We start from the raw sequence: 18327 nt of genomic DNA, 5'->3' as shown, positions 1-18327 counted from the left end.
AACCGTCTTTTTTAATCTTCTTCATACTGGATAGATATTTCGTTATCTTCCTTATGGAAGGACTGGAAGCTGACAATCAGCTTTTCAAGATGTTCCAATTGTTCGTCATATTCTATGACTGCAGAAATCAATGGCACTAGGCGGGCAGAGAGATGGCCCAGATTATCATGCATTTCGTCCACTTGATTTTGCTGTTCGAAAAAGTGGGCAAGCAGCTCTTTGCGACTTAAACAATCCTGATCCCAATCTTCAATCTCCTCGATGGACTTGATTTTTTCGATATGCAGTAATATCAACTGTTCATGCTTGCGGATCAAGGAATCAAGCTGCTGTAAGATGCTCCGTTGGAAATCCTCAGGCATTTGATATACTTCATTCTCGAATTTATGGACTCTCTTCAAGGTTTCAAACGCCTTTTTTGTCGTTATGATCATTTGCCGATAAACGACAAGCTTTCTTGCTTTAGCTACACTGTTCTTCTTGAAATATTCCCGTTCCTCTTTGTACATGGAATAGATATGTTCCAGATCGAGTAACTCTGCCTTCAATCGGCTGATGTCTTTTTTCAATAAAGTGTGTTCTGTAGCATGTCTTGTGCTGATTCTGATCCATTTCAAGATGTCTTCGGTTACATCTGTAATGCGTGTATAAAGCTTTGATTCGTACTTTGGAGGAATGAAAACCAGATTCACGATAAACGAAGAAACGATTCCAAGCAAAACGGATGAGAGACGAATAAAGGCAAAATTCAGGAATTCCCCTTCCTGGCTTTCCATGATGGCAATGACCGTCACGATGGAAAGGACAATCGTTTTATCCATTTTCAGTTTTAAATTGATGGTTATGACAACCATTACGGCAAGACCGATTATAAAAATATCATTTCCGAACAACAAAACGAAGGAGACAGCAACCAATGCGCCAATTATATTTCCTTGAATTTGCTCCAACACCGTTTGGTATGAACGGTAAATGGTCGGCTGTATTGCAAAAATTGCAGCAATCCCAGAAAGGACAGGAGCAGGAAGGTTAAGCAGTTCCGATAGATAAAGCGCTAAAACAATTGCTATTCCTGTTTTGAGAATGCGGGCACCAAACTTCATATATGGGTTAATCCTTTCTTTGTATTGTAATGTAATGGATCGTGGCTCTATTTATATATAGGCTTTTACTTAAAGTTGTATTCTACCTTATTTGTTAGTACTTTACACTAAAATAAGAAGATGTAAACAAAAAGTAATATACAGGATTTTCCTAAGAGTTACAATAGCTAAAATCAAGTTTAATATATAAAGAAACGATAGGCAATTTCTTGATTGCTTTCAAATTTGTTTTTCCAATGTTTGAGAACATTCCAGAGGTAAATGAAAGGAAAAGGCTGACGCTCGCATTTAAGAGCATCAGCCTTTATTAATATATATTTTCGGCATCACTCCGTGGAAACAGCAGGGTCCGCCTGTTCTTTAACTGGAACGACCTGAAGGAAGTGCTCTTCAGGATTTTGAAGCAGTGCCTCTAAAGAGGCCGCTTCTTCGCTTTGGCCATGATCTTTCAAGAGGGCCGTATATTTGCCCAGCAGTTCGGCCACATCCTGCAGGCCTCTTGCGGATAGGGACTCAATGGAGATCTTTGCCCCTTTCGCAACCCGCTTCTTAATGACCTCTTTGGTTAATCCAGATTCAGGCTGTTGCCGTAAATAAACGACACCGCCTGTCATCCCTGCGCAAATCCATGGACCGGGATCTCCCAGAACCAAACCTCTTCCATTTGTCATGTATTCAAAAGCGAATCCCTTAATATTGGAAGTTACCGCAATATTACCGGTTTCCTTTTTAGGAAGCGGTTGTTTCAATAATCCTCCAATGATCATATCCGCTCCGGAAAGCCGGATTCCCGCCCTGGCATCGGCATCACCTTGGGCAATGAGAAGACCATGCTGTGCACCGTAACCAAAGCCCTTGCCTACAGAGCCATTGTAGAACTTTCCATCTTTTCCTGGAGATTTAAAGATGGAAATATTACCGCCAATCGATGTTTTGCCGATACCATCCTGGGCACCGCCATTCACGCTGATTGTAATTCCCTCCGTATTGTATGCCCCGAGTCCGTTACCCGGAATGGAACCATCCTGGTAGGATAGGTGAACGGGAGGAAGTTTTTTGTATGATCCGTCCAATCTGCCCCTAACGCGGTGACAGGACACCCTGCTTCCGAGTACACGCTGCTCGGAAGTGATCGAGCTATAGCTACGGGATTGCTGCAGATCATCTACATGCGAATCAAGATATTCAGCGCCAACGGCTACTTGCATCGAGCCTTCATTCAAATATGCAGCCGTTTCCTTATGTGAGAAAGGTGTTATATCCAAGTTTTTCAATAAATAGGTTAAATCCAATGATTGTTGACCTTTAACTTGCTGCAGTAAATCAGAACGTCCGACGATATCCTGAAGATTCTTCACCCCAAGTGATCCGGTCAAAGATTTGAGTTCTCTTGCAAATGCACTGAACATATTCGTTAATCCCTGAACGGCTAAATCAAATTTTCGTGGAACAAAACGGCGCAGCCCGTGTTCTTTCGCCTGTGCTTCCGATTCAATTTGTGTGGCGATGCCCACATGGCAAGTATCAAGGTGACATCCGCGGCACGTTGTACAGCCGACGGCAATCATAGAAAGGGTTCCAAAGCCTACACGGTTTGCACCAAGCAGCATTACCTTCAATACATCCATCGAGCTTTTTAACCCACCGTCAGCCCAAATTTCAACATTCTGTCTGATACCTGACTCAAGCAGCGCATTATGGGCGGCTTTCACACCTATCTCAACTGGCAGACCGACATGTGCGAGTGCATGGATCCTGGCAGCACCCGTTCCGCCATCAAAACCGGAAAGCGTAATGATATCGGCCCCCGCTTTTGCGACGCCGACAGCAATCGTACCAATGTTTGGAACGACCGGTACTTTGACGGCAACTTTTGCCTTGTCGTTTGCCGTTTTTAGCTCATGGATCATTTGGGCCAAATCTTCAATTGAGTATATATCATGATTATTGGAAGGGGAGATCAAATCGGAACCGATTGTTGCATTTCGGGCTTCTGCGATTTTCGCTGTGACCTTGGAACCTGGAAGGTGACCGCCTTCACCAGGTTTTGCCCCTTGACCAATTTTAATTTCCAATAGATTTGAAGAGTTCAATAGCTCTGCATTGACACCGAAACGGCCGGAAGCGATTTGCTGTCCGCGGGATTTCGGGTACTTGCCAAGCATATCCTTTATTTCCCCGCCTTCACCATTCATGCTGATCATGCCTAACCTCTCGGCAGCTTCAGCATAGGCCCGGAAAGCAATCTCATTTTGTGATCCAAAAGACATGGAGGCTATGACGAACGGCAATTCCTGTTCGCCGACCGAAAGACTGACTTCTTCAGAAGGGATGGAAGCATCTGAAGTCTTTAATGATGTCAAGTGGCGGATCGTCGTAGGATTGGATTCTTCCTGTTCGGTGATCTTTTCGCGATAAGCATCATAGTCCCCGGTTGAAGCAACTTCCCCGATGGACTTCCAAATTCTTGGGAACAGATGAAAGGTTTTGCCCATCCGTTCTTTTTCATTGCCGTAATCTTCTGCTCGCTGGATGGCATCTGTCTTGATTTTATCAAAATTATAGTCCAGATCATTGGATCCGAAGAAGTTAGCCACATTTAAATATTTCGCGATTTCCTCATGTAAACCGATGCTTGAGAAAAGTCTTCCATAGCCGCGCAGCTCATGAATGCCAATGGTGGAAATGACTTTCTCAAGACCTTTCGTCAAGGAGTTATATAGATTGGTAACCCCCTTGAGGTCATCCGAAGATAAAGAAAGGAACATATAATAGGGGCTGATTAAGTTGGCCCCAAGACCATAAGAAACGATGATATCATGCAGTGACCTTAGCGATGCTGAACGTAAAAGGATGGAACAATCACGGCGCTTGCCTGTGCGGACCAACGCTTGATCGACGGCTGAAGTGACAAGGTGGGGATCAAGCCAAAGGTTGCCGTTTTGATGGGCGAGGGCATCATCCAGAACGAGCAGCGTTTTTCCTTCATCCACTGCATTGACACTTTCATCCGTAATCCTGGACAAGGCATCCGTGATGTTTTCATCTTCTTTAAATGTGCTTGAAATGAAGTGTACGAGTTTTTGATCTTGGTTATATTTAATGAACTGATCATAGCTTGGCTGCGATAAGATAGATGAACACTCATAACCCGTTGACCCTTCTATCAATAAGGGAGTCAGCAGCTCCGTAACCCTTCCTGCCTTATTCGCTTCGAAAAGGGAAGGACGTTTTCCGATGATCGTTCTTGTTGAGAAGTGCTCGGTTTCCCGGTCCCGGTCGATCGCTGGGTTAGTTACAACGGCCACACTTTCCTTAATGAAATCAGCGATGTTGGTCCGTTGGGGATTAAGTGCTGCGAGTGGCGCATCATGACCAAGGGAACGAATGGGCTCAGCGCCCTTTTCAGCCATCTGTTCCACTAATTGAACATGCTCCCTTTCCCACCCAAAGGCTTTATACTGACCATTATGAATGGCTTGTGTATTTGTCATGGAGACAACCTTTTCAAACACTTGGGGCTGTAAGCGGACTCGGTCATTGGAAAGGACGAAACGATCATTGAAGAGTTCAAATACTTTATCCTGGTAATCCTTGTATGTGTACAATTCAATACGGTCGCCGTTCCATTTCAAACCGATTTTTTCCCCTGGCCCCATCGGTTTCGGATCACCGGTATATTCACTGGAAGGGATGATTCCTGGTTCGGAAGTGAACATATAGGATGATTCCGTTTCAATATTCCATAGTGGGCGCAAGCCTAAAGAGTCGACTGAGAACACGGCTTCATCGCCGAAACGGGAGATGATGCCTGCCGGACCTTGTGCAAAATGACCCCATGCTTCCCTTAAATACGTATATAAGTCTTGTAAGTGCTCGGGGTATTCCTTGATTTCATTGATGATTGGCGGGAACATAAGATCGACAGCTTCAAATAAAGAGTAGCCATGACGGCAGATGAAAGTTTCGATCGTCTTGTTTAAATCCTGTGAGTCGCTTCCATCTTTAGCGATGGGAACTCCGATCATTTTCGCTTCATCACGCAATTTGGCGATGGTATTGATTTCGCCATTATGACCAAGTACACTGAAAGGCTGAACCCGGAAGAAGCTTGATAGAGTATTAGTTGAAAAACGATTATGCCCCAGTGTCATGGTGGAGGCAGCCAAAGGGTCGGCAAGATCAAGATAATAGGCAGGGAGCGTATCTCCAGCACCCATCACTTTGTATACCGCATGGTGCTGGCTTAAAGATGCAACATGGATGAAATCACTTTTTTCAATGTCGGAAGTCAGCTCGAAAAGAACATTTGAAAGCTCCTGGTTTTTATTGATGGTGGAGGAACAGGCAAATTGCCAGAACACTGGGTCTTCTTGAATGGCAATCGGACCCAATGCCTCGGAACGGTATGCTTTATCCGTTTCGAATATCAATGAGAGACCATGTTGGAGCAGTTTCTCCTTGACCTCGATTTTTAAGTCGTTAGCTTCTGTTTTTTTGCTTAAAAATAAATGGCCGACTATGAAGGAATCTTGATCGACGATGCTTGAATCGACATTTACCGCTTCAAGCTTCTTTTTCCAAAGAGCCCGGGGAATATCGATATGGATGCCGGCGCCATCGCCCTCACCATTGATGAAGCCGCAGCGATGGTTCATTTTAACCAGGGCGTCGATACAGGCAAAGATGTTTTCGTTAGTAGGGACCTTCTTTTTTTCGATGCAGGAAACGATACCGCAGGCATCATGTTCTTCCTTGTGAAATTCTTTGAATGTAGCGGGTGTCCATTGTTGGGTCATATTTGTGGCTTGAATAAGGTTACCCTTATTCTCTGCCTTTCACCTCCTGTAGCATGTGATTAATGGGGGAAATATTAGTAAACCCGAACAATAGTCCAAGTTTTGATAGATTGAAAGAAAGTGTATAAATGTATATAAATGTATCTATATCATATCATTTAAATATTCAGAAATCAATTTTTTATACAATGGACTGGATGCTGTAATTGGTGGGATTTTTGTAAGGAGTGGCTTCAAATGCCAATATTAAAGATTTATTAAAGGGGAATAAGAAACCCTCAAGATTAATGAACAACCTGAGGGTGTATAAAAAATGCATAATTATGCTGATTCTTTTTATTATATTAGGTTTTTGAATGCATGTTCAACCGCTTTTAGAGTATAAGCGATATCATCATCCGTGTGAGCAATCGTCAAGAACCAGGCTTCGTATTTGGACGGCGCCAAATTGATTCCTTGGTTGAGCATGAGCTTGAAGAATTTAGCGAACATTTCGCCATCCGTATTTTCCGCCTGCTCATAGTTTTCAATCTTTTCTGTCGTGAAATAGATCGTCAATGCCCCTTTAAGGCGGTTGATGGTGATCGGTACATTATATTGGCGGGCCGCTTTCAGGATACCTTCTTCAAGGATTTTCCCCAGCCGGTCCAGCTCGTCATACAGCCCCTCTTCTTTAAGTACTTCTAAGCAAGCTATCCCGGAAAGCATGGAAGCTGGATTTCCTGCCATCGTACCCGCTTGATAGGCTGGTCCCAGCGGCGCGACAGAATCCATTATCTCTTTTTTACCGCCGTAGGCACCAATAGGAAGCCCGCCCCCGATGATTTTTCCAAGCGCGGTCAAATCGGGTTGAATTCCCAAAAAGTCCTGTGCCCCTCCGTACATGAAGCGGAACGCTGTGATGACCTCGTCGAAAATGACGAGTGATCCGGCTTCATGAGACAATGAAATGACTTCTTCCAAAAAGCCGGGATTTGGTTCCACGATTCCGAAGTTGCCAACGATCGGTTCAACCAGCACGCCAGCAATTTCATTGCCCCATTTATCCATTGCTTCTTTAAATGGCTCAATATCATTGAAAGGTACCGTGATGACTTCTTGTGCGATGCTTTTGGGAACGCCGGCAGAGTCCGGTGTACCTAAAGTGGACGGGCCGGAACCTGCAGCGACGAGAACAAGGTCGGAGTGTCCATGGTAACAGCCTGCAAACTTGATGATCTTATCGCGTCCTGTGTAAGCGCGGGCAACGCGGATGGTGGACATGACGGACTCGGTTCCTGAATTGGTGAAGCGGACTTTATCCATGGATGGTATGGCTTCCTTCAACATTTTGGCAAATTTGACTTCATGTTTTGTCGGTGTGCCGTATAAAACGCCCGTTTCTGCTGCTTTAACGATCGCCTCCGTAATATGTGGATGCGCGTGACCTGTGATGATCGGGCCATATGCAGCTAAGTAATCGATATATTTATTGCCATCAACATCCCAGAAATAAGCACCTTTGGCATGATCCATCGCAACAGGTGAACCGCCGCCTACAGCTTTGTAAGAACGGGACGGGCTGTTAACCCCGCCAACGATATGTTCCAATGCCTCTTTATGTAAACGCTCCGAAATACTAAAATCCAATCTTAAAACCTCCTAAAAATATAAACATAATACTCCTTAATCATAGCACTTTTCCATCCGTAAATCTGGGGTCGAAGTCGGGGAAATGTGAATCATTCACTGATGGAAGCGCTCCAGCCCTATAAGCATCAGGGTTCCGGGCCTTCATTTTGTTTGCTAAATAGGGTAGGACTTCAAAACTCCGGTTATGAAAGTAAGAATGGCCAAGATGGTGTCAGGGTTTTCGATGTCGAAGGATTGGCGGTTTATTTCGCCATGGGCTTGGTAATAGATTAGCTGGCCGGTTCCTTTCTCTTCATTAATGCGAAGGTGGAAACTGATGGGTGTGCTTTCAATCGACCCGCTGGAATCCCTTTGGATGACCTGGCATAATAATTCACCGTACTCATCTTCATAAAGGAAGTCATATCGAAGGTCGAAAACGACTTTTTCAATTTGGGATAGTAATAATTTTTTGATATTCATAGCATACTCGTCTCCTTTATATATGTATCTGGTGCAACGGCTATTCCCTCCCTGAAAATGGTAAATGGCAGCCAAGCATTTTTATTGTCTAAAAAGCTTAGGTTGGATAAACTAATTCATTAGGACAAGAGATTACGGAGGATGTAACAGGATGAGTGATGCAATTCAAGTGAAACAGCTTCGGAAGGAATTTAAGTCGGCATCAAGCCGTTCAGGGTTAAAGGGTGCCTTCCGGGATTTACTTACCAGAAATTATAAGGTCGTCCCTGCCGTCAATGATATCAATTTTACTGTAAAAAAGGGTGAGATGGTAGCGTATATCGGGGAAAATGGTGCAGGGAAATCGACCACGATCAAAATGCTGACAGGTATTTTGGAACCGACAGCAGGTGAAATCACGGTCAATGGCATGAACCCGCATAAAGAAAGGGAAAAGTTCACTCAAACAATCGGAGTCGTATTCGGTCAGCGCTCACAGCTTTGGTGGGATATTGCGGTTCAAGAGTCGTTTAGGCTGTTAAAAAAGGTCTATAAGGTAACAGATGAACAATATAACGATCATATGGAACATGTCATCAAGACGCTTGATATCGGTCCTTTGCTGGACAAACCAGTGCGTAAACTCTCGCTTGGTCAGCGGATGCGCTGTGAGCTTGCGGCAGCTTTGATCCACAATCCGCCTTTACTGTTCCTGGATGAGCCGACAATTGGACTTGATGTGCTCGTGAAAATGAAGATTCGTGAGTTCCTGAAAGAAATCAATGAGAAATATAATACGACTATCCTTTTGACTACACATGATCTAGGAGATATTGAAGCATTATGTGAGCGTGTAATCATGCTTGATGAAGGACAAATCATCTATGATGGGGAATTGCAGAGTTTGAAAAATAACTGGGCGGAGGAAAAACAGATCCATTTTCAATTCATCGAGCCAATCGCATTGGAGGAATTACAATCATTAGCGCTCCCATTTACCGCTAACTGGGTTTATGATGAGAAAAATCAAACTTACATTGCCTTGTTGAAAGAAGAAAGTGATCATATTTCACAGCTTGTTTCAGCTGTCGTATCTCATTTTAAAATTAAAGACATCAAAATCCATGAAACGTCCATTGAAGAGATCGTTCGCAATATTTACGAAGAAGGCACTGTCTGACTCTCTTATCAATAAGAAACAACGTGTCTATCAAGAAGGGGGAGGGCCATGGGGAAGTATGTTGCCATGATCCGCATGCGTTTTTTAATGATGCTTGCGTATCGAACGGATTATTATACCGGCATTTTAATTTATAGCATTAATATCGGTGCTTATTATTTCTTATGGAATGCCATATATGGAGAAAAAAGCTCAATCGAAGGACTTTCAAGCATGCAGATGACGACCTATGTCGCGGTTGCATGGATGGCGCGCGCATTTTATTTCAATAATATTGACCGCGAAATCGCCACTGAGATTAAAGACGGCAAGGTTGCCATTGAGATGATCCGGCCTTATAACTATTTAGGCATGAAAACGATGCAAGGACTTGGGGAAGGGATATTCCGTTTCTTCTTCTTCTCGATTCCGGGGATGCTTCTGGTAGCATTCATTTTTCCTATCGAATTGCCGCACGAGCCGGCTACGTGGGGGATGTTCGGCATTTCCTTGCTGTTCAGCTTCATCATCAATACACAAATTAACTTATTGACGGGAATCACTACCTTTTTCTTATATAATAATGCCGGATTAATCCGCGCGAAAAGGGTTATCATTGATTTATTTTCCGGTCTGCTGCTGCCCATCAGTTTCTATCCTATATGGGCGCAGGAAGTGATGAAATATTTACCCTTTCAAGGGATCAGCTATGTACCAAGCATGATTTTTACGAACGGGTACAGTTCAGGCGAAATTGGCATGGCACTTTTACAGCAGTTAATTTGGTGCATCATTCTCATAATACCGATTCAGCTTTTATGGATAGTCGCAAAAAAACAGCTGATTATTCAAGGAGGTTGACGGGATGTTTTATGTATCGATGTTTTTTCAATATGTGAGTCAATATATGAAAACAAGACTGCAATATCGAGCCGATTTCTTCATGGAAATCCTATCTGACCTGCTGAATCAGGTCGTGAATCTGGTATTTATCTTAGTCGTTTTTGGACATACACAATTTTTAAGCGGCTGGAGCCGAGAAGAAATCATATTCATTTATGGATTTTTCCTTATCCCATTCGCCCTTTTTTCAGCCTTTTTCAACATCTGGGATTTTAATGACCGCTATATCGTCAAAGGTGAAATGGACCGGATATTAACAAGACCGATACATAGCCTATTTCAAGTCATTTTAGAAAGAATCGAGCTTGAAGCGTTATTTGGTGTTGTGACCGGTTTGATCATTATATTCTATTCGGGGATTTCATTGGATCTACAGCTTGCGTGGTATGACCCGATCCTTTTCATCATTTTTGCAATAGGCGGGGCTCTTGCTTATGCAGCCATATTCGTTGCGATAGCAAGCATTGGTTTCTGGTCGGATGCGAAAACCTCCATCATGCCAATGATGTACAATATCGGGAACTATGGGCGCTATCCTGTAGATATTTATAATAAGGTCATTCGTTTTGTCCTTACATGGGTGCTGCCATTCGCGTTTGTTGGTGTCTATCCGGCATCTTATTTCCTTAGAAAAGAAGAGTGGTATGCATATGCATTTGCCACACCTGTAATTGGGGTAGCCTTTTTCGTGATATCCGTATTCATATGGAATCAGGGAGTGAAGAGGTACCGCGGGGCAGGGAACTGAAAGAAACCCCTTCAACAGCATTCATGTTGAAGGGGTTTTTGTTTAGTTGCGTTTATTACAGTGTAATTTTTACTGTGAATTATGATGGTGGAACAGATATGGAGTTTTTTTAACCCAGGAAAACCCAAAGCAGTGGAAGTATGGGCATATCTTTGTAATGAGAAATGATTTTTATTTTTGTTAAAATCAAAAGGATATTTTAATAACAATAATAATATAATATTAAACAATACTAATTTATTGTTAATCGATAAATGATGTGCTAAAATCAGGTTGTCACTAAATAGGTGAGGTGTTTTAAATGAATGTTAAACGAGGCTCAACCACTTACTTAAAGGGAATTATTTTTCTGGCTGGAATTGCAGTGCTTGCTTTATGTATCTATTGGTTGCCTGAGATAGCCATTAAAGATGCAAAGGTACATCCAGATACGGCTTATTTCTTAATCCCCTTTTTAGTATGTGCATATGGATTCTGTATTACGTTTTCTGTTGCGTTGTTTCAAGCATTTAAACTACTAACCTATATCGAAAAAAACAATGCTCTGTCTGAATTATCCCTTAAATCTTTGAAGGTTATAAAAAAATGTGCTTTTACAGTCATTTTCCTCATTCTATTAGGAATAGTAAGCTTAAAGGTGCTTGCTAAAATCACAGGAGACGACCCCGCAGGTCCTATATCACTAAGTCTAATGGGTGTTTTAGCAACAAGTATCATCGCAGCCATTGTGGATGCACTTCAAAAGCCATTAAAAAATGTCCCAGATATTAATTCAAAAAATGATTAACGGTTTGAGAAAATTTAATTAACGAGGTACTTTTTATGAAACGAGTTACGACACTCTTTTTAAAGCTAGCTGTTATTTTTATAGGAATCCCAGTTCTTGCATTGTGTATATTTTTAGTTCCCCATATGGCGAATTTCGCAGCAAAATTGTATCCAAATATTGCCCTAATGAAATATCTCATTTTCATCGTGATGTATGGAGCGGCTATTCCTTTTTACGTTGCTCTCTATCAGGCATTCAACCTTGTACGGTACATTGACGAGAACACAGCGTTCTCGAAATTATCTGTAAAAGCGTTAAAGAACATAAAGTGCTGTGCGATTACAATCAGTGGTTTGTATGTATTAGGTTTGCCACTCTTTCATTTTATAGCGAAGAAAGTTGACCCTCCTATTGGATTAATGGGACTCATCATCATTTTTGCCTCGTTGGTTATCGCCGTTTTTGCTGCTATCCTCCAACGGCTTCTACAAGAAGCGATTAACATAAAATCAGAAAATGATTTGACGGTCTGAGGTGGGGGATATGGCAATTATAATTAATATTGATGTGATGTTAGCAAAACGAAAAATGAGCGTAACGGAGCTTTCGGAGAGGGTTGGAATTACTATGGCTAATATTTCCATTCTGAAAAATGGGAAAGCAAAAGCGGTTCGTTTTTCAACATTAGAAGCGATATGTAAGACTTTGGATTGTCAGCCAGGTGAGATTTTGGAGTACAAAAGCGACGAAGACACTCAATAAAAACAGACAACAAATTTATTAACTAACGGGAGTGGATAGAGAATTTAAGGGATAGCCATTAAGCTATCCCTTCTTTGCGTTTATTGATGTTATTTACTCAGAGAATTCCATTGAGAATTGCATTGATATTAGTGACAAAAAACAGGATGTGATTTGCCATGTTTGCACCTCAGCTATTTGATCACCATAGGCCATTGCTTTCCCGCCAAAGATGGTAATGTGATGATCCGGTGGAAAAACAAGGTCGGTTAAAAAAGTCCGTGACTGCTGTGTTGGATGGGCAACATCCCGTAGCCACGGAGAGCTTGCTTCCGCATTCGAGGAAAAAACGTATGAAAAAGAAAAAGATTCAGGAAAGTATCCGGTTATTAAGTGTGTAGGAGGATGAGGTCTGTTCCTAAAAAAGAATATATTGTTTGGACAGGGAGTATGTATAGAGGAAGTGGCGTTTTGAAATGGGGCGTGGGGGATGACTTTCTACATCTTGATTGCAGGAATCATTTTTTGCATGGTGATGAGCATTCGTACGTTATTTCTTGTTGAGTCGGGGGGAAAGAAGTTTTCTCTGGAGGATATGCTGTGGCTTGGCAATTTATATGCGACGATATTAGTCGGGTTTGCACTGATCTATTTATTATACGAACTTCAGAATCATTCGGTGATTCTTGATATGGGCAATCGATTGGATGGCACTTTCTATGAACAGTTGAAGACTTCTTTTTATTTTAGTGCGATGACGATGTTTTCTGTAGGGTATGGAGATATAGCCCCGATTGGCATGGGCAGGATGATAGCTACGATTCAGGCTTTCATCGGTTATACACTGCCGGCAGCGTTCGTAATCCGGACGGTGATCGATTTGGAGCACAAAGATAGGAAGGATAAATGAAAGTTGTGTTTCTTTCAATTATTGGGTACTCTTACCATAATGAAAGAAATGGAGGGTTCAATATGACTGTTAAAATTGGAGAAAAAGCACCTGATTTCAAGCTTCCTGCAAACAATGGCGAAATGGTGTCCCTATCGGATTTTAAGGGGAGATATATTGTATTATATTTTTATCCAAAAGACATGACGCCAGGCTGCACGACTGAGGCCTGTGATTTCCGGGACCATAATGAGCAATTTGAGGAATTGGACGCTGTCATCATTGGGATAAGCCCAGACCCAGCTGCACGTCATGAAAAATTCATCGAAAAACATGGATTGCCTTTTCTGCTGCTGGCTGATGAAAATCATGAAGCGGCTGAAATCTTTGATGTGTGGCAATTGAAAAAGAACTTCGGCAAGGAGTATATGGGCATTGAACGTTCAACTTTCCTGATTGATAAGGCTGGTAAGGTAGTCAAAGAATGGCGTAAAGTAAAAGTCAAAGGCCACGTCGAAGAAGCTCTTCAAACTCTTCGCGACCTCGAAAAATAAGGGACAGGCAGATGAAGGATGAGCGAATAACGAAGCTTGCAGCCAGGCTGATTCATCATTCGATACAATTACAGCCAAAAGAGAGGATCCTCATACGGGGGCATATCAACACGAAACCATTATTGAAAGAGCTGATTGATGAAATTTACAGAGTGGGTGCATACCCATATGTAGAACTCGAAGACGATGAAATAAGCCGCCACCTGTTACAAGGGAATGTAAAGGAACAACTTGACACCTCTTCGCAATGGGCCTTGAAGAAATATAAGGATATCGATGCGGTCATCATCATCACCTGGGAAGAAAACGATGTGAAAATGACCAATGTTCCCATCGAGAGGCACCGTCTTCAAGGGGAGGCTATGAATTCGCCCACTCTTTTCTATGTAAACAACCGACGTTGGGTCTTGCTTAATTATCCTACCAACGCATCTGCGCAAAAAGCCGGCATGACCTTCGACAGGTACGAAGATTTTCTTTTGAATGTATGCAACATGGATTATGGGAAAATGGAGACGGCCTTGAAACCGTTAAAACAATTGATGGAACGAACTGATAAAGTCAGGATCGTTTCGCCAGGAACAGATTTGACCTTTTCCATCAAAGGTATGCCGGCCGTCATATGTGCCGGAAAAAAGAATTTACCGGATGGGGAAGTGTTTACGGCACCCATAAAAGATAGTCTCAATGGAAGGATATCCTTCAACACACCAACAACCTATGAAGGATTCACCTTTAGTGACATAGAATTAAACGTGGAAAAGGGAAAAATCATTAAAGCTACTTCCAATCGTGACTCTGAAATGACCCAAATTCTGAATATTGATGAAGGGTCCCGGTTTATCGGCGAGTTCGCAATTGGGATCAATCCATACATATTGGAACCTATGGACGATATCTTGTTCGATGAGAAAATAAGCGGGAGTCTGCACTTGGCTCTTGGACTTGCCTATGAAGAAGCGGATAATGGAAACCGATCATCGATTCATTGGGATATGGTTTTGATTCAGCGGCCCGAATATGGGGGTGGTGACATCTTCTTTGACGACGTCCTGATCAGAAGGGATGGCGTTTTCATTTTGCCGGAATTGGATGCATTAAACCCAAATTCCTTAAAATAAAGCCTTTTTTAATAAGGCTAAGGCTTTTGTCCAACTCAAAAAGGGGACACCTGAATATGCTTTATTAAGGGAATACCTCCTCAGAGAAAGTTGCGCGGGACACATAGAGCCCGTGTTTTTTTTATGTTAATTAAAAGGGAGAGATAAACATGTTAATACTTTCAACTGTCATTCCGAATGAAGGCATCCAAAAGAAGATGAAGGAAGCTTTTCCTGACTTGAGCTTCATTTATCAAAAAGGATGGACGGATGGGCCGCTTCGTCAAGCGGAAATCTTAATTACATATGGTGAAGACTTAACGGAAGAAATCATTGGGAAAGCTGAAAAGTTGAAATGGATTATGGTCATGAGTGCAGGGATGGAATTAATGCCATTTAAAGCCATAGAGGAACGGGGCATTCTGGTGACGAATGCTAGAGGCATTCATAAAATCCCGATGGCAGAGTATACGATAGGGATGCTTTTGCAATATGAAAAGAAATTGAAACTGCTTATGAAGAATGAAAAGGATGAATTGTGGGATAGAAAGATTGAAGTAGGGGAATTGAATGGCAAGACGATGTTAGTTATTGGTGTGGGTGCAATTGGAGGGGAAGTGGCTCGTCTTGGGAAAGCCTTTCGGATGACGACGATAGGAGTGAACCGGAGCGGGAAACCCGTGGAATCCATAGATCAACTCTATGCCCTGGATAATTTATTGGAAGCCTTACCGGGGGCCGATTATATCGTATCCGTCCTGCCAAGTACGGATGAAACGAAGGGCCTTCTGCAAAAAGAACACTTTGAAGCAATGAAAGAAACTGCAGTATTCGTGAATATTGGCCGCGGCGACCTGATTAACGATGAAATGCTGATCGAAGCCCTGAATGCCGGGGAATTATCTCATGCCATCTTGGATGTATTTGATCCGGAACCATTAGGAAAAGGGCATCCGTTTTGGAGGATGGAGAATGTTACAGTCACTCCGCATCTTTCAAGTAAAAGCGGAGAATATTTACCAAGAACCTTTGCCATATTCGAAAAAAACATGCGCGAATACCTGAAAGGTGGAAAAGACTTCACCAACGTAATCGACTTATCCAGGGGATACTAAACTCATTGCAAAAATGGGAAAGATTCAATGTGTTCATGAATAAACTAAAAAAGAATGGTTAAGCCATTGAATTATTGACAAATTCAACGCATAAAAGGTACACTATTTATAAACATTATAATTTAAGAATGCATACTTAATGAGAAAAAGAGGTGGATGACGGTGTCTGAAGTTCAGTTAAAAGAAGCGTTGGATTCCTTAAAAGATACCGGTGTAAGAATAACTCCTCAACGCCATGCGATACTTGAGTATTTGATAAGCTCCATGTCCCACCCTACCGCTGATGATATATATAAAGCGCTGGAAGGCAAGTTTCCGAATATGAGTGTGGCAACGGTTTATAACAACCTGCGTGTGTTCCGTGAGGTAGGTTTGGTAAAAGAACTTACGTATGGTGATTCTTCAGCAAGGTTTGATTTTGTGACGACGAATCATTATCATGTAATTTGCCAAACTTGCGGGAAAATTGTGGATTTCGATTATCCTGCATTGGATGAAGTCGAGCATTTCGCAGCACAAGTCACCGGTTTCAATGTTAGTCACCATCGGATGGAAATCTACGGCGACTGTACGGATTGTGCGAAAAAAGAATCGCATTAAAAAAAGTTCCTCCACTTGGTTGGAACTTTTTTTCATGTTATGAAGAAATGATACAATTGTTAAAGACTTCTTTAAAGGGAATTCAGCTAGTCGAATTCATTAGTCGTGCAGGCTTTTCCGGTTATATTTTTCGTTGAATTCTTCGCCTTCCAACTTTTTGTCAAGTGTCAATGGTTCTTCACAATGCATGCAAATATCTACACGCCCTAGTATTTTTGTAGGTTTGCCGCAGTTAGGACAGACAACCTGGATCGATTTTGTGGAAAGCATTCCAATCCAAAAATAAACCCCTGTACTTGCGATTATGAATAAAAGGCCCAGCCCCATGAAAATCGTCATGACAACAGGATGCGTTTTGAAGAAAAGTCCCAGGTACATTACGATGAAGCCGATGAAAATCAAACTCAAAGCAAAAGTGCGTATTTTATTGATTTTGCTAGAATATTTAGCCATGGATTGTCCCTCCTAAAATATAACTTTAACTATAACATAAACAATGGATGGAACAAAAAAGAAATAAAGGATACATATTACTTTTGAATTGAGATGGTTTGGGGTAAGGGACATAAGCAGGAATTTGAAGAGTTTTGTCGAAATTCTAAAAAAAAAGGTTATGGAGGAATTTATGATGGAAGATATCCTTCGCCCGATTTATCAAGAGCGAGCAAGTTTAAAATCTACACTTGGAATCTTGTTAATAGAAAAAAGGGATGATAATAGCCCGATTACCGATACATTTGACTACATCCTTTTTGTGATTGCAGACGAAGCCGAAGAGGCCGTGTTTTTAAAACATTACACATACCGGGATAAAAAGGCAGCCTTACATATCGTGAAGGAAGACCAGTTAAAAGAATGGCTTCTATTAGGTACGAACCGCAAAGTGGTTGACTGGATATATAACGGGAAGGTTCTTTTTGACCGGAATGAATATTTGGACCGTTTGAAAACAGAAATCCGGGAGTTCCCCTTCTATGGAAGGAAGTTAAAGATGGGGATGGAGTTTGCGAAGTTAATTCGCAGGTACATGGATGGGAAAAGCTTCTTTGAAAAAGGCCATTATCTGGAGGCATACAACCATATCGTTCATTCCTTGCATCATTTGGCCCGTTTGGAAATAATAGAACAAGGTTTTTATCCGGAGGTTACGGTTTGGAACCAAGTGAAGCATATGGAACCTGAGATCTATAAGTTGTATAAAGAATTGATCAGCAGTGAGGAAACTCTCGAAAAAAGATTGGAGCTTCTATTCCTTGCGAGCGAATTTCTTATTTATTCGAGGACGAATGCAGGTTCACAGCATTTGGTCGAAATAATGGGGACGAAAGAAGATCCGTGGACGATTGCGGAACTTATGGAGCATCCGGAAGTTAAGTTTTATTCAGTCGACCTAGGTGTTTTATTGGAATATTTGATAGAGAAGAAGGTAATCGACGTCATCAAAGCGGAGACAAAAGGTCACGAGGTATATCACCGGTTTTATCGAGTGTCAAAAAACTTTTAAAAAAATGCATTTTTATTGTTGACCAATAGTATTATAGGTGTTATATTAATACATGTCGCTGCGGGACATCAGCTTTCGCAGCTTCATTAAAACAAAAAAACTCAAAAAAACATGTTGACAACAATGTTGAAAACATGATAAGATGTAAAAGTCGCTTACGAAGTAAACGACAACGAAATTGCTCTTTGAAAACTGAACAAAACAAAGCGCCAACGTTAAATTTTAAGTGAGCACACACTATCAAAAAAGCAAATGAGCAAGTCAAACATT

17 protein-coding genes are annotated in these 18327 nt (G+C 41.8%); 12 read left to right on the top strand and 5 right to left on the bottom strand.

Annotation, left to right across the window (positions count from 1 at the left end; all coding sequences use genetic code 11):
• Positions 1-11 precede the first annotated feature (11 nt).
• From ACFVS1_RS23500 to ACFVS1_RS23485, 4 genes are all read right to left on the bottom strand, one after another.
• Entirely contained in the window at positions 12-1103 is a 1092-nt protein-coding gene (locus tag ACFVS1_RS23500) for an FUSC family protein (RefSeq protein ID WP_352926244.1), read from the bottom strand.
• A gap of 326 nt (positions 1104-1429) precedes the next feature.
• The gene (locus tag ACFVS1_RS23495) at positions 1430-5902 is read right to left on the bottom strand and encodes a glutamate synthase-related protein (protein WP_387551129.1); all 4473 of its coding nucleotides are present in this window, start codon (positions 5900-5902) and stop codon (positions 1430-1432) included.
• Between the two features lie 339 nt (positions 5903-6241).
• Positions 6242-7531: a glutamate-1-semialdehyde 2,1-aminomutase gene (locus tag ACFVS1_RS23490; protein WP_387551127.1), complete on the bottom strand. Its 1290-nt coding sequence runs from the start codon at positions 7529-7531 to the stop codon at positions 6242-6244.
• A 156-nt stretch (positions 7532-7687) separates the two neighbouring features.
• Entirely contained in the window at positions 7688-7996 is a 309-nt protein-coding gene (locus ACFVS1_RS23485; protein ID WP_387551126.1) for a hypothetical protein, read from the bottom strand.
• 151 nt (positions 7997-8147) lie between these two features.
• Here ACFVS1_RS23485 and ACFVS1_RS23480 point away from each other — a divergent pair, with 151 nt between their 5' ends.
• The 11 genes from ACFVS1_RS23480 (at position 8148) to perR (ending at position 16553) form a co-directional block, all read left to right on the top strand.
• Positions 8148-9155: an ABC transporter ATP-binding protein gene (locus ACFVS1_RS23480; RefSeq protein ID WP_352926249.1), complete on the top strand. Its 1008-nt coding sequence runs from the start codon at positions 8148-8150 to the stop codon at positions 9153-9155.
• Between the two features lie 48 nt (positions 9156-9203).
• Positions 9204-9995 (top strand): ABC transporter permease, encoded by a 792-nt coding sequence (locus ACFVS1_RS23475; RefSeq protein WP_192207891.1) that lies wholly within the window; start codon positions 9204-9206, stop codon positions 9993-9995.
• 4 nt (positions 9996-9999) lie between these two features.
• The gene (locus ACFVS1_RS23470; protein WP_048678294.1) at positions 10000-10785 is read left to right on the top strand and encodes an ABC transporter permease; all 786 of its coding nucleotides are present in this window, start codon (positions 10000-10002) and stop codon (positions 10783-10785) included.
• A 301-nt stretch (positions 10786-11086) separates the two neighbouring features.
• Positions 11087-11572: a DUF2975 domain-containing protein gene (locus tag ACFVS1_RS23465; protein ID WP_387551121.1), complete on the top strand. Its 486-nt coding sequence runs from the start codon at positions 11087-11089 to the stop codon at positions 11570-11572.
• A gap of 35 nt (positions 11573-11607) precedes the next feature.
• Positions 11608-12087, top strand: a complete 480-nt coding sequence (locus ACFVS1_RS23460) for a DUF2975 domain-containing protein (RefSeq protein ID WP_352926252.1) — start codon at positions 11608-11610, stop codon at positions 12085-12087.
• A 10-nt stretch (positions 12088-12097) separates the two neighbouring features.
• The gene (locus tag ACFVS1_RS23455) at positions 12098-12316 is read left to right on the top strand and encodes a helix-turn-helix domain-containing protein (RefSeq protein ID WP_096339021.1); all 219 of its coding nucleotides are present in this window, start codon (positions 12098-12100) and stop codon (positions 12314-12316) included.
• Between the two features lie 469 nt (positions 12317-12785).
• On the top strand, positions 12786-13205 hold the full coding sequence (locus ACFVS1_RS23450) for a potassium channel family protein (protein ID WP_101225970.1): 420 nt from the start codon (positions 12786-12788) through the stop codon (positions 13203-13205).
• Positions 13206-13267: 62 nt separating this feature from the next.
• Positions 13268-13738 carry a thioredoxin-dependent thiol peroxidase gene (bcp, locus tag ACFVS1_RS23445; RefSeq protein ID WP_352926254.1) on the top strand — a complete coding sequence of 157 codons (471 nt, stop codon included), beginning with the start codon at positions 13268-13270 and terminating at the stop codon, positions 13736-13738.
• Between the two features lie 11 nt (positions 13739-13749).
• Positions 13750-14859, top strand: coding sequence for an aminopeptidase (locus ACFVS1_RS23440; RefSeq protein WP_387551116.1), 1110 nt, complete (start codon positions 13750-13752; stop codon positions 14857-14859).
• Between the two features lie 149 nt (positions 14860-15008).
• Positions 15009-15953, top strand: coding sequence for a D-2-hydroxyacid dehydrogenase (locus tag ACFVS1_RS23435; protein WP_352926256.1), 945 nt, complete (start codon positions 15009-15011; stop codon positions 15951-15953).
• Between the two features lie 156 nt (positions 15954-16109).
• Entirely contained in the window at positions 16110-16553 is a 444-nt protein-coding gene (perR, locus tag ACFVS1_RS23430) for a peroxide-responsive transcriptional repressor PerR (RefSeq protein ID WP_076371177.1), read from the top strand.
• Positions 16554-16652: 99 nt separating this feature from the next.
• Here perR and ACFVS1_RS23425 read toward each other — a convergent pair whose 3' ends face one another.
• The gene (locus ACFVS1_RS23425; RefSeq protein WP_101225973.1) at positions 16653-17006 is read right to left on the bottom strand and encodes a YgzB family protein; all 354 of its coding nucleotides are present in this window, start codon (positions 17004-17006) and stop codon (positions 16653-16655) included.
• A gap of 175 nt (positions 17007-17181) precedes the next feature.
• On the opposite strand from ACFVS1_RS23425, the gene ACFVS1_RS23420 reads away from it, so the two are divergent.
• Positions 17182-18057, top strand: coding sequence for a nucleotidyltransferase-like protein (locus ACFVS1_RS23420; protein ID WP_241593563.1), 876 nt, complete (start codon positions 17182-17184; stop codon positions 18055-18057).
• Positions 18058-18327: the final 270 nt, after the last annotated feature.

Source organism: Peribacillus sp. NPDC058075 (assembly GCF_042885195.1).
GTDB lineage: Bacteria > Bacillota > Bacilli > Bacillales > DSM-1321 > Peribacillus.
The sequence above is the reverse complement of the archived record's forward strand: the minus strand, read 5'-3'. Positions and strand labels throughout refer to the sequence as shown.

What these genes read in the sequence shown, in the direction of transcription:
- ACFVS1_RS23500 (WP_352926244.1), bottom strand. Translation starts at nt 1,103, where the DNA reads ATGAAGTTTGGTGCCCGCATTCTCAAAACAGGAATAGCAATTGTTTTA.
- ACFVS1_RS23495 (WP_387551129.1), bottom strand. Translation starts at nt 5,902, where the DNA reads ATGACCCAACAATGGACACCCGCTACATTCAAAGAATTTCACAAGGAA.
- ACFVS1_RS23485 (WP_387551126.1), bottom strand. Translation starts at nt 7,996, where the DNA reads ATGAATATCAAAAAATTATTACTATCCCAAATTGAAAAAGTCGTTTTC.
- ACFVS1_RS23480 (WP_352926249.1), top strand. Translation starts at nt 8,148, where the DNA reads ATGAGTGATGCAATTCAAGTGAAACAGCTTCGGAAGGAATTTAAGTCG.
- ACFVS1_RS23475 (WP_192207891.1), top strand. Translation starts at nt 9,204, where the DNA reads ATGGGGAAGTATGTTGCCATGATCCGCATGCGTTTTTTAATGATGCTT.
- ACFVS1_RS23470 (WP_048678294.1), top strand. Translation starts at nt 10,000, where the DNA reads ATGTTTTATGTATCGATGTTTTTTCAATATGTGAGTCAATATATGAAA.
- ACFVS1_RS23465 (WP_387551121.1), top strand. Translation starts at nt 11,087, where the DNA reads ATGAATGTTAAACGAGGCTCAACCACTTACTTAAAGGGAATTATTTTT.
- ACFVS1_RS23460 (WP_352926252.1), top strand. Translation starts at nt 11,608, where the DNA reads ATGAAACGAGTTACGACACTCTTTTTAAAGCTAGCTGTTATTTTTATA.
- ACFVS1_RS23455 (WP_096339021.1), top strand. Translation starts at nt 12,098, where the DNA reads ATGGCAATTATAATTAATATTGATGTGATGTTAGCAAAACGAAAAATG.
- ACFVS1_RS23450 (WP_101225970.1), top strand. Translation starts at nt 12,786, where the DNA reads ATGACTTTCTACATCTTGATTGCAGGAATCATTTTTTGCATGGTGATG.
- bcp (WP_352926254.1), top strand. Translation starts at nt 13,268, where the DNA reads ATGACTGTTAAAATTGGAGAAAAAGCACCTGATTTCAAGCTTCCTGCA.
- ACFVS1_RS23440 (WP_387551116.1), top strand. Translation starts at nt 13,750, where the DNA reads ATGAAGGATGAGCGAATAACGAAGCTTGCAGCCAGGCTGATTCATCAT.
- ACFVS1_RS23435 (WP_352926256.1), top strand. Translation starts at nt 15,009, where the DNA reads ATGTTAATACTTTCAACTGTCATTCCGAATGAAGGCATCCAAAAGAAG.
- perR (WP_076371177.1), top strand. Translation starts at nt 16,110, where the DNA reads ATGACGGTGTCTGAAGTTCAGTTAAAAGAAGCGTTGGATTCCTTAAAA.
- ACFVS1_RS23425 (WP_101225973.1), bottom strand. Translation starts at nt 17,006, where the DNA reads ATGGCTAAATATTCTAGCAAAATCAATAAAATACGCACTTTTGCTTTG.
- ACFVS1_RS23420 (WP_241593563.1), top strand. Translation starts at nt 17,182, where the DNA reads ATGGAAGATATCCTTCGCCCGATTTATCAAGAGCGAGCAAGTTTAAAA.